A 10795-nucleotide genomic window follows, 5' to 3' on the forward strand; every position below is an offset into this window, starting at 1 on the left:
TTCCAGCCGCTCACTCATCAAGTGCTACGACCAGCCAAAGGCCTCCGACGCCTGGTCGTAGCACTTGATGAGTGAGCGGCTGGAAAATGGCTTGCCTCCGATGGGCTCCTTCTCCGGTTCATTGATGCGACGAAACTCGACAGGATCCATGCCGAGGGCCACAGCCATTTCGTCCATGGCGTTTTCCAGCGCGTAGACATAAGGCGTCTCCGGCGGCGATCGCATGTAGCCAGGCGTGTTGCGGTCGGCATGAACCAGCGAAACATGCGTCAGAACGGCGCCGTAATTGTACATGCGCGCGGTGGCGGACGTGCCGCCGACGACATAAGGGTCAGGGCGTGACGTCACCTCCCAGGCCTCATGTCCGAACGCCGTGATGCGGCCGTCCTTGCCGGCGCCCATGCGGATCCGATGCCGCGTTTCGGCGCGATAGGTCTGCGTACCGAAGGCTTGCATGCGATTGACGACGCAGCGAACCGGGCGGCCAATGCGTCGCGCCGCGACGGCAACGATAGCGGTGCGTGCCGTCATCGGCCCCTTGGAGCCGAAGGCACCGCCGATATAGGGACTGACGATCCGCACATTGGCCGGATCGAGCTTCAGCTGGCGTGCCAGTTCCACCTTCCAGCCGGTAACGTTCTGGCTGGGCTCGTGTATGGTCAACTGGTCGCCTTGCCATATTGCGGTGGTCGAAAACAGTTCGATCGGATTGTGATGCTGGGTCGGCGTCGAATATTTTTCGTCGATCTTTACCGTCGCATCCGCCCAGGCGGCATCGAAATCACCGGCCTTCGCATCCTCCTTGAACATAGGGTTTTTGCCGGCAGCCGGCTCCATCTTCACGCCCTTGGAATCAAAGCTGGCGGCGGGCCGTTCGTCCTCATAGTCGGCGCGGATCAACATTGCGGCTTCCTCCGCCGCCTCGAAGGTCTCGGCAACCACCAGAGCGATGATCTGACCGTCGTGAAAAACCGTCTTGTCGTGCAACGGCCCGATCGAACTTGCGCCGGTGTTGCCGAATTTCGGCGTGTCGGTCTTGTCCATATCGTCATAGGTGACGATGTCCAGCACACCGGGTACGGCCCGGGCGTCTTTCGTGTGAAGTCCCGAAACCTTGCCCCGGGCAATGCTGCTGGTGGCAAGGGCACCGTAGGCGACGTTGGCCGTGACGATGTCGGCGGGATAGCCGGCCTGTCCGGTAACTTTTAGCCGGGCGTCAATGCGGACAACCGGATCGCCCTGGTTTTCCCTGGGGGCGGGTGCAGCTTGGTTCATGGCTCAGCCCTTCATATCCCGGGTTTCGAGCAGCGCCCGCACCAGCGTGCGCTTGCCGAGCGGTATCTTGAATGCGTTATGCTCGCGCGGTCTGGCATCGGCGAAGGCAGCCTCGGCAGCCTCTTGCGCCGCGGCTTCGTCAAGCACTTTGCCCTGTAGCGCGTCCTCTGCTTCGCGCGCCCGCCACGGCACCGTCGCCACACCACCAAGCGCAATGCGCGCACTCCTTACCGTCTCGCCCTCCATGTCGAGCGCAACAGCCGCGGACGCCAACGCAAACGCGTAGGATTCGCGATCGCGAATCTTCAGATAGCGCGACCGGCTGCTCCACCGTTCGAGCCGCACTTCGATGGTGGTTATGAGCTCGTCGGCGGCGAGATCCGTCTCGATGTCGGGCGTGTCGCCCGGCCGTTTGTGCAGCTTGGCAAATGCAAGCGTGCGCCTCCCCCGCGGACCTTCGATCTCGACGGTGGCATCGAGCGCAACCAGCGCCTGCGCGAAATCGCCGTGATACGTGGCGATGCAGGCATCGCTCGTACCCAGCACGGCGTGTTGGCGATTGGACCCTTCCATCGCAGCGCAACCGGAGCCGGGTTCGCGCTTGTTGCACGGCCAGGAAATCTCTCGAAAATACTCGCAGCGCGTACGTTGCAGCACATTGCCGCCCAGGCTCGCCATGTTGCGAAGCTGACCGCTGGCGGCGAATTTCAGGCTGTCGGCAAGGGCCGGGCAACGCCGCCGGACGTCATCGTTGTCGGCTGCTTCACCCATGCGGACCAGTGCACCAAACCGGATCGTGTCATCGTTTATCCTGATCTGCCGCAAGGCTGGCTCGGCAAGAGTGTTGAGGTCAAGCAGTCGGTCCGGCCGCGCGACACCGAGCTTCATGTAGTCGGCCAGATTGGTGCCGCCGGCGATGAATTGCGTGTCGGCGCCGGTTGGCGGAACGCGCACGGCATCGACACGGGATGCCATGGCGATTGCAGCGGAGACGCTGGTTGGTCTTTCATAAACGAAGGGGCGCATCCTAGGCCCTCCTGATCTCGTCGCGCGCCTGGACGATCGCCGCAACGATGTTGGGATAGGCCGCACAGCGACACAGATTGCCGCTCATATATTCGCGAATGTCATCTTCCGACCCCGCATGGCCTTCGTTGATGCAACCGATGGCGGACATGATCTGACCCGGTGTGCAATAGCCGCATTGAAAGGCATCGTGGTCGACGAAGGCCTGCTGGACCGGATGCAGTTCCCCGTCCGTCGAGGCCAGGCCTTCCACCGTTGTGATCTCCCGCCCCTGGTTCATGACGGCAAAGCTCAAGCAGGACAGTACCCGCTTTCCATCGATCAGAACCGTGCAGGCGCCGCACTGACCGTGATCGCAACCTTTCTTGGTGCCGGTCAGGCCGACGTGGTCGCGCAGAGCGTCAAGCAGGCTGGTTCGATTGTCGAGCGCGAGATTGTAGGTCTGTTTGTTGATACGCATTGAAACCGCCGACAAGTCGCGCGGTTCGGCTGGCTTTTCGGACGCTGGCTGGGCAGCTCTCGTCGGGGAATTCACAAGCGGCATCGCCGCCGCCGCCGAAACAGAGGCCGTCATGAACATGCGTCTGCTCAGGCCACTGGACATCTTGGCATCGGACATGGCTGGCTCCGGGCTGGCTGGGTCTCAAGCGGCCCAAACCAGTCGCGGAGGACAAAGTTCCCTCCTCACGAGCCTGTGATTCCTTTTTCTGTGGCAGGTTCGATGTAACCGGAACCTCACCTGTCGGGCGATGGTTGTGTGCCAAGAGCCGGTTTGTGCCAAGGGCCGGAAGGAGGCGATCATGAGCGATGGTCGGCATGACAAGGACGATGACAATGGACCTGTGTTCTCTGCGGAGCAGGCGAGACAGGGCGAGATCATCCTGCGAACGCGCACGCGTCGGGTTATCTTCATAGCAGGCTTGGTCGGTATCGTGATCCTGGCCATCGTGGTCAGGTTGGCAATCGGCTGAACCAATTCCGCCAGGCGCGAAACCGTGCCCGGTCGCCAGGAACCTTTTACGACCAGTTGTCGTTGACTGGCCACGGTCAAAACTCCTGGAAGTTCTCCCGTGGACGCGAAAACCCAAACCGAAGAACCTGAAACCGGCGACACGCACGCCGCGCCACGCAGGGCCACCTCAGACGCGTCGCCAAAACACCGGAAAGACGCCGGTCAGGCCGACGGTCAGGAGCACAAGCAGGACAAGCAGGCCAGAGAACCAAAGCCCAGCCTGCTGAGCTTCCCTCGGCGGCACCCTTACATATCGATCGCCATCCTGCTCGCAGTGCTGTTGATTGCCGTAGGGCTGGTCTTGTGGTGGCTGGACGCGCGTCAGTATGAATCGACCGACGATGCTTTCATCGACGCCCGCACGGTGACGATCGGTGCCGAGATATCGGGTCGTATCACCGATGTCGCGGTCACCGACAACCAGTCTGTGAAAGCCGGCGACGTGCTCTTGCGCATCGACGACAGCGACTATCAGGCAAGCCTGGCGGAAGCCGACGCCGGTGTGGCCTCGGCGCAGGCCGAGATCGTCGATGTCGGTGCACAGATCGAAGCACAAAACGCCAAGATCGATGCGGCACAGAAGCAGGTGGCGCAGGCCCAGGCCGCGCTCGAGTTTGCCAAAGCGGAGGACAAGCGCAACCGTGAGCTGCTGGCCAAGGGAACCTCCACCCAACAGCAGGCGGAACAGGCCGCTTCTACCCTGCGCCAGGACCAGGCCGCCCTCGACAGCGCCGGAGCAAACGTGGCAGCCGCGAAAAGCCAGGTCACTGTTCTGCAAGCACAGACCAAGAGCGCGCAAGCAAAGCTCAATCAAGCCAAGGCCAGCCAGGAGCAGGCCCGCACCATGCTGTCGCGCACCATCATAACCGCGCCTGTCGCCGGTCGCGCCACCAGTATCACGGCCGCCAAGGGCACCTACGCCCAGCCTGGTCAGGTGCTGATGATGTTCGTTCCCGACGAGGTCTGGGTGAAGGCTAATTTCAAGGAGACCCAGCTTGATCTGATGCGGCCGGGACAGCCCGTCGACATCGATATCGACGCCTATCCCGAAAAGAACTTCCACGGCCGCGTCGACAGCATCCAGGCGGGCAGTGGCACCGCCTTCAGCCTGCTGCCGGCCGAGAATGCCACCGGCAACTTCGTCAAGGTGGTGCAGCGCGTGCCCGTGAAGATCGTCTTCGACCGACCGCCGGGCGTGCTGCTGGGTCCAGGCCTGTCGGTGGTGCCGACAGTCAAGGTGAGATGAGCGCCGTCGAAATGGCTGGTGAACGGAGCGAAACCCGGTCCGCCGCCGGCGGGCGCAATCCGTGGCTGATCGCAGTCGTCGTCTCGATCGCCACCTTCATGCTGGTGCTCGACACCTCGATCGCCAACGTGGCGCTGCGCAACATCGCCGGCAGCCTCGCGGCCGGGATGGACGAAAGCACCTGGGTGATCACCACCTATCTGGTCGCGAATTCCGTGATCATCCCGGTTAGCGGCTGGTTGGCCAGCGTCATCGGCCGCAAGCGTTACTACATGCTTTGCGTGGCGATCTTCACCATAGCGTCGCTGCTGTGCGGCCTGGCGCCCAATCTGGAAATGCTCATCGTCTTCAGGATCCTGCAAGGCCTCGGGGGCGGCGGCATGGCACCCAGCGAACAATCCATTCTCGCCGACACCTTTCCACCCGAAAAACGCTCCCAGGCATTTGCTCTTTACGGCATTGCCGTCATCGTCGCACCGACAGTCGGGCCGACCATCGGCGGTTGGCTGACCGACCATTTCTCCTGGCACTGGATATTCTTCATCAATGTCCCGTTCGGCATCATGTCGCTTGCCTTGGTGCAGTGGCTGGTGGTCGAGCCTGATGTGCTCGAGCGCGAACGGCAGGAACGGTTGAAGGGCGGCCTCAGAATAGACTGGGTCGGTTTCATCCTGGTCGCCACGGCACTCGGCTGCCTGGAGATCTTTCTCGATGAGGGCCAGCGCAACGACTGGTTCGCATCAGGTTTCATCGTGACCTTCGCGGCGATTTCGGCGGTCTCATTTCTGCTGCTGATCCCGTGGGAATTCAGTCACCGCGATCCGATCGTCGACGTCCGCCTGCTGTTCAGCCGCCAGTTCGGCACATCGTTCCTGGTGATGATGGCAGTGGGCGCCGTGCTGTTCAGCACCACCCAGTTGATGCCGCAACTGCAGCAGACCGCCTTCAACTATACGGCCACCCTGTCGGGCCTGTCGATGATGCCAGGTGGCATCGCAATGTTGATGCTTATGCCGATTTCCGGATTTGCCGGCGCCATCGTCCAGCCCAAATACCTGATCATGGCAGGCATGTCCGTCGTCGCTGTCGCGCTCTGGCATATGACATCGCTCACCCCGGACGTCAGTTTCGGCTTCTTTGCTTTCGCGCGCATCTTCCTGATGATCGGTTTGCCGTTCCTGTTCATCCCCATCTCGACGGCGGCTTACGTCGGTCTTGCTCCGCAGCAGACGAACCAGGCGTCGGCACTCATCAACGTTGCCCGCAACATCGGCGGAAGCATCGGCGTGTCGCTGTCCAACACAGTGATAGCCCAGAACGCGCAAATCCATCAGGCAAACCTCGTCGGCCACACGGCACAGTCGTCACCGACCTACCAGCAGGTTCTGCGTCAGGCGACCGAGCACTTCGTGGCTCAAGGGTCGCCGATGATCGACGCAAAACAGCAGGCGGTCGGCTGGATAGGACAGTTGATAGCGCGGCAGGCCTCATTGCTCGCCTATATCGATGTCTTTCGGTATTGCGCGGTAGCGACCGCACTGCTCGTTCCCCTCGCCTTGCTGCTGCGCTCTCCCCGGCCCGAAAAGCGTTAGCTCGCGCCGCGGCGGTGTATGGCGCTGCCCCGCCATGCGGCTTCGGCTTCGCGAACTTCCGTTGGAACCAGCGCGTCGAGTCGACGTTCAGCCCTTGTTCAACAGGAGGAGCTGGCCATGCCACGAGGCGACAAATCGAAGTACACTGACAAGCAGGAGCGTAAAGCCGACCACATTGCCGAAGGTTATGAGAAGCGCGGGGTTTCCGACAAGGAGGCAGAGCGGCGCGCATGGGCAACCGTCAACAAGGACGATGGCGGTGGCAAGAAGGAAGGCGGTTCGGGCCGCGGCAAACACACGGGCCATCCGGCGGCGCACAAAGGCGGCAAAAGCGGCGGCAAGGCATCGGCATCACGGTCTGCCGCAAGCCGATCGGAATCGGCAAAGAAAGCTGCAGCGACCCGCAAGCGCAATGCGGAACACCGCGCCCATTGATCTGACGGCGGCGCTCAATGGGGCCGAACGATGGAAGGACAGGGATGAAATCGCAGCTCGTCAATGAGATCGGCGGACAAAGGACATTTGTCCTGGTGCTCGACCCGCGCGAAGAAGCGTTCGCGGCACTGACCGCCTTCGCGGTCGACCAGAAGATCGGCAGCGCGTCCCTGACCGCCATAGGGGCTTTCGAAAAAGCCACCGTGGGCTGGTTTGATCCGGACGCGAAGACCTACCGCAAAATCCCTATCGACGAACAGTGCGAGGTTCTGAGCGCGATCGGCGATGTCGCACTGGGTGATGACGATAAGCCCAGCCTGCACGTCCATGCGGTGCTGGGATTGAGCGATGGCACCACCCGGGGTGGACATCTGCTTGATGGCATCGTTCGGCCAACGCTCGAAATCACCCTGGTGGAAGCGCCCGGCCATCTGCGCCGCAGCAAGCGCCCGGATCTCGGTGTCGCGCTCATCGATCTGGACGATTGATCTCCAGCCGCTCTAGCTCGTTCTCAGGCCTTCTTGCTCCGCTCAGCAGGTGCTGTGTCCGGGGCCGCTTCCCACCCGAACACGCTGCGCCCGCCAAGCAGATGCGACTGGTCGAATTCTCCCGCGACAATTTCCTTCAGGCTGGGGCCGGTTGCGTATCGTTCGACTTGCCGCGACTGATCGTCGAGCCGCCTCAAGGCACCGATTTCCTCATCGCGACCGAGCTTTGCCTTTTGCACGGCCGACTTCAGAACCCCGATCGTCTCATCATAGACCTTCAGCGGCACTGGAAATGGATGCCTGTCCTTGCCGCCATGCGCCAGCGAGAAGCGGCCGGGATCGGAAAAGCGGCAAGGCGCGCCATGCACCACCTCGGCAACGAGGGCCAGCGCGCGCACCGTGCGCGCGCCGACGCCGGGGACCAGAAGGAGCTCGGCGAAATCGGTGGGACCGCGGTCCGCGGCGGCGGCGATATTGCCGTGAAGACGATGCATGACGACATCGCTTTCGCGAACGTCATGATGGGCCGGCATGACCAAATGCGGCAGCAGCGGCTGCTCCGGTTCCTGCCGGCGCCTCGGCTCCGCGCAACGCTCCAATGCCGCAAGCTCGCCCAGGATGCGATCGGGTCCGAGCTCCTGCAAAAGGTTCAGTTGCCCTTGGCGCGACGCGTCAGCGCGCCTGTCGGTCAGGTTGACGATCTCGCCTTGATTGATGCCCTCGATGGCGGCATGCGGCTGGTCGACAAAACTCTTGAGCCCCTCGGAGAGCCAATGGTAGCGGCGCGCCACCTTGCTGTCACCGTTCATGCCTTGCTGCACCACGACCCAGCGACCGTCATCGGTGACGATGAAACCATGCAGGTAAAGATCGAAACCGTCCTGGACTGCGGCGCTGTCGACCTTGGCGACAAGACGGCTGACGGTGGCCAGGCCCGCTCCGTCAAAGCCGACGCGTTGGCCGATGGCTTCGAGTTCATGCGGGGTTTTTCGCGAATGCGCGCCGCGACCACCGCAGACATGAATGCCGAGCTCGCCGGAAAGCGGCGTGAGGCCACGCTTCAAAGCGCCCACGACGCTGGTCGTGATCCCCGACGAGTGCCAATCCATGCCCATGACAGCACCAAAGGACTGAAACCAGAACGGATGCGCCAGCCGTCGCAGCAGTTCGTCTCGACCATAGTGATGAATGATCGCTTCGCACATCACGGCGCCAAGACGCGTCATGCGGTCACCGAGCCATTTTGGCACGCGCCCGCCATGGAGTGGAAGATCAGCACTTCCCGATCGTTGCGTCACGTCTGCTATCCGTTCTGGTGTCCGTTATTCTCTTAACAGATAGGCAGCCAAACCGCGCAAGGAAGCATGGACACTTTCCGCCGAGCCGAGTTGGCGAACGTCAAGTCCAGTTCGAGAGAACCGTTTCCATCTCAACCGTCTCGACCTGCTGCGCGAAACGTTGGTGGTAAACGGTCAGCAGTGCGTCGTGGGTTGCATCGGAAGAACTGCATAGCGCGTCCGTGACGAGAACCACGCGATAGCCGAAATCGATGGCTCCGAGCACCGTGGCCAGAACGCAAACATCCGTTTCGCCACCGGTGATGACGAGCGTATCGATGCCGCGCTCCACCAGGAAGGCTCTGAGGCGCCCTTCGAACCAGGGCGAGTAGATGTGCTTGTCGATTATCGCCGCTGGCGGGCAGTAGCCGGCTAAAGACGGCAACAGCTCGGTCATTTCAGGCCCGATCGTCTCGATCGTCTGTGAAGCCCAGCGCTCATAATAGCGCTTCCAGGTGCCGACGCCCTGCCCCGGCTTCTTGGCTGGCAGGAAGCGTGTAAAGACCGTCTGCGGCGCGCGTCTTTCGACCAGCGTCTCGATCTGCGGGAGAACCCGGGTGATCCAGGGTGTTGCCCATTGAGACGGCTCGGCAAACAGCCGCTGCATATCCACGCAGACATGCATGCATCGATCGCCCAGGGGACCGTATGCCAGCCCCGGCATCGACATCAGTGCGTCTCCGACCGGCCAAGCATTCCCTGACTCCTCATTTTGCCAGCAAAGACACGCAACGCCGCGCGCAAGCACTGGTTCCTGAGATAGCCAACAGGAACCGACGCAAATGACCGGCGTTTCCGCTGTGATGAATGGAGGTGCTCGCATGAGACCGCGCGAGAGGCGTTGGAGCCGCAAGTCAACCGGGGCGCCAAAATGGAACTGAGCGGAGGATGTCTCTGCGGCACGATCCGCTTCCGCGTTGGAAGCGAACCGAGAGTGCATTACTGCCATTGTGATATGTGCCGGCGAGCGACCGGCAGTGCGTTCGCGGTTCTGGCCTGGGTACCTTCCCAAAGCGTGACCTGGACCGATGCGACGCCGACCTATCGCAGGTCTTCGCCGATTGCCTGCAGGGGGTTTTGCTCCGCCTGCGGATCGCCGCTCAGCCTCGCCTATGACGCATCGCCGGGAGAGATCGCGCTTCATGTCGGAACGTTCGACGATCCAGCTCGCCTGGAGCCGCGCTACAATTATGGATCGAGGCAGCGACTTGGCTGGGTTTGCTGCGGAATGGACCTGCCGCACCACGACACCGAGGAGCGATGGTGAAACCATGTCTGAAGGGGAAGCCTGATGAGCATGTTTTACCGGGCGGCCAAGATTGCCGAAGAGGTCCACGCGGCACAGCGCGACAAGACCGGGCGACCTTATATCGAGCACTGTCGGCGTGTCGTTGACGCGGTCGAAACCAAGGATCAGAAGGTCGTCGCCTATCTCCATGACGTCCTGGAAAAGGGCGAAGGCTGGGACCGGACCAGGTTGGAAGAGGCCGGTTTTGGCCCGACGATCGCGTCGGCCGTCGACGCCATGTCGCGCAGGGACGGCGAGGATTACTTCGCGTTCGTGCGACGAGCGGCATCGAATCCATTGGCGCTGCCGGTGAAGCGCGCGGATCTGGCGGACAATATCTGGCAGGCACGACAGGCCGGGGCATCAACCGTCAGATACGAGGAGGCACTACGCATCCTTGATGAAGAGTTTCCACGCGGTTAGCAGCTGCCTTGAATTTCAGCTCGCGCCGATGAGAACGGGCAATCTACTCCGTGACGTGGGGCGTATGCCTTCTGTCCTCCGCGGGCTCGACATCGATGCGCGCCTTTTCCGGATCGAATGCACCATGACGTGCAATGGCCCGCGCCGCGGTTTCAGGCGTCTCGTATGCCCACATGAAATCGTCAGCCGAGCTGCCCACGGCATGGACGCGCCAGTAGCTCGCGGTACCTTTCAAAGGGGAGCGGCTGGTGGTGTTCGTTTTTTCGAAAAGGTCAAAATAGATGTCTTCGAAAGGGATATAGAACACGGGCTCATGCCCTTCTTCCTGAAGCACTTTCGCCCGTTCCGTGGCAGCGACTATGGCGTCGGAAAATCGTACCGTCACCGTGCCCGCAAACGGTTCTATGGCCAACTGGCCAGCATGGTGTCTTGAGATTGCGCCTGAAGCTTGCATCCAAATTCTCCCTGGCTGCCGATTGATTGCGAGACCGCATTTCGGTTCGTCATGCATGGAGACGAAATGCGCGGCGATGCGTCAGGTTCCGGTCTTTACTATGGGGTCGATGGCGCCCCTCCTTCAGCGCTTGCCATGGCTATCGAGAAACGCAGCCAACATTCGCGAAACCTGATCAGAAGCCTCACGCGTCGGGAAGTGTCCGATGCCATCCAGCAC

Annotated in this window: 13 protein-coding genes; 7 read left to right on the plus strand and 6 right to left on the minus strand. The window is 61.7% G+C overall.

The window, feature by feature from the left end:
• Nucleotides 1-24: 24 nt before the first annotated feature.
• From EN991_RS09855 to EN991_RS09865, 3 genes are read right to left on the minus strand one after another with little or no spacing between them, the layout of a single operon-like run.
• Nucleotides 25-1275 (minus strand): molybdopterin cofactor-binding domain-containing protein, encoded by a 1251-nt coding sequence (locus EN991_RS09855; RefSeq protein WP_245460937.1) that lies wholly within the window; start codon nucleotides 1273-1275, stop codon nucleotides 25-27.
• 3 nt (nucleotides 1276-1278) lie between these two features.
• Nucleotides 1279-2301: a xanthine dehydrogenase family protein subunit M gene (locus tag EN991_RS09860; protein WP_127368663.1), complete on the minus strand. Its 1023-nt coding sequence runs from the start codon at nucleotides 2299-2301 to the stop codon at nucleotides 1279-1281.
• Between the two features lies 1 nt (nucleotide 2302).
• On the minus strand, nucleotides 2303-2920 hold the full coding sequence (locus EN991_RS09865; RefSeq protein ID WP_024505525.1) for a (2Fe-2S)-binding protein: 618 nt from the start codon (nucleotides 2918-2920) through the stop codon (nucleotides 2303-2305).
• 181 nt (nucleotides 2921-3101) lie between these two features.
• Here EN991_RS09865 and EN991_RS09870 point away from each other — a divergent pair, with 181 nt between their 5' ends.
• From EN991_RS09870 to EN991_RS09890, 5 genes are all read left to right on the plus strand, one after another.
• A complete protein-coding gene (locus tag EN991_RS09870) occupies nucleotides 3102-3272 on the plus strand; it encodes a hypothetical protein (protein ID WP_127368664.1) in 171 nt (56 codons plus the stop codon).
• A gap of 99 nt (nucleotides 3273-3371) precedes the next feature.
• Entirely contained in the window at nucleotides 3372-4559 is a 1188-nt protein-coding gene (locus EN991_RS09875; protein WP_127368665.1) for an HlyD family secretion protein, read from the plus strand.
• An 11-nt stretch (nucleotides 4560-4570) separates the two neighbouring features.
• Complete coding sequence (locus EN991_RS09880; protein WP_127368666.1) at nucleotides 4571-6151, plus strand: DHA2 family efflux MFS transporter permease subunit; 1581 nt, start codon at nucleotides 4571-4573, stop codon at nucleotides 6149-6151.
• Between the two features lie 117 nt (nucleotides 6152-6268).
• The gene (locus EN991_RS09885) at nucleotides 6269-6586 is read left to right on the plus strand and encodes a hypothetical protein (RefSeq protein ID WP_013531559.1); all 318 of its coding nucleotides are present in this window, start codon (nucleotides 6269-6271) and stop codon (nucleotides 6584-6586) included.
• Between the two features lie 44 nt (nucleotides 6587-6630).
• Complete coding sequence (locus EN991_RS09890) at nucleotides 6631-7074, plus strand: PPC domain-containing DNA-binding protein (protein ID WP_024505528.1); 444 nt, start codon at nucleotides 6631-6633, stop codon at nucleotides 7072-7074.
• 23 nt (nucleotides 7075-7097) lie between these two features.
• On the opposite strand, the gene EN991_RS09895 is transcribed toward EN991_RS09890, so the two are convergent.
• Together EN991_RS09895 and EN991_RS09900 are read right to left on the minus strand one after the other, a co-directional pair.
• Complete coding sequence (locus EN991_RS09895; RefSeq protein WP_013531557.1) at nucleotides 7098-8372, minus strand: DUF763 domain-containing protein; 1275 nt, start codon at nucleotides 8370-8372, stop codon at nucleotides 7098-7100.
• Nucleotides 8373-8472: 100 nt separating this feature from the next.
• Nucleotides 8473-9081 carry a cysteine hydrolase gene (locus EN991_RS09900; protein ID WP_013531556.1) on the minus strand — a complete coding sequence of 203 codons (609 nt, stop codon included), beginning with the start codon at nucleotides 9079-9081 and terminating at the stop codon, nucleotides 8473-8475.
• Between the two features lie 201 nt (nucleotides 9082-9282).
• Between EN991_RS09900 and EN991_RS09905 the strand changes: the two genes are divergently transcribed.
• Both EN991_RS09905 and EN991_RS09910 read left to right on the plus strand, forming a co-directional pair.
• Nucleotides 9283-9678 (plus strand): GFA family protein, encoded by a 396-nt coding sequence (locus tag EN991_RS09905; RefSeq protein ID WP_027161657.1) that lies wholly within the window; start codon nucleotides 9283-9285, stop codon nucleotides 9676-9678.
• A gap of 24 nt (nucleotides 9679-9702) precedes the next feature.
• Nucleotides 9703-10122 carry an HD domain-containing protein gene (locus tag EN991_RS09910; RefSeq protein WP_013531555.1) on the plus strand — a complete coding sequence of 140 codons (420 nt, stop codon included), beginning with the start codon at nucleotides 9703-9705 and terminating at the stop codon, nucleotides 10120-10122.
• A 43-nt stretch (nucleotides 10123-10165) separates the two neighbouring features.
• Here EN991_RS09910 and EN991_RS09915 read toward each other — a convergent pair whose 3' ends face one another.
• On the minus strand, nucleotides 10166-10576 hold the full coding sequence (locus EN991_RS09915; RefSeq protein ID WP_013531554.1) for a DUF427 domain-containing protein: 411 nt from the start codon (nucleotides 10574-10576) through the stop codon (nucleotides 10166-10168).
• Nucleotides 10577-10795: the final 219 nt, after the last annotated feature.

Origin of the sequence: Mesorhizobium sp. M7A.F.Ca.US.005.03.2.1, assembly GCF_003997795.1 — a bacterium.
Classification (GTDB): domain Bacteria; phylum Pseudomonadota; class Alphaproteobacteria; order Rhizobiales; family Rhizobiaceae; genus Mesorhizobium; species Mesorhizobium ciceri.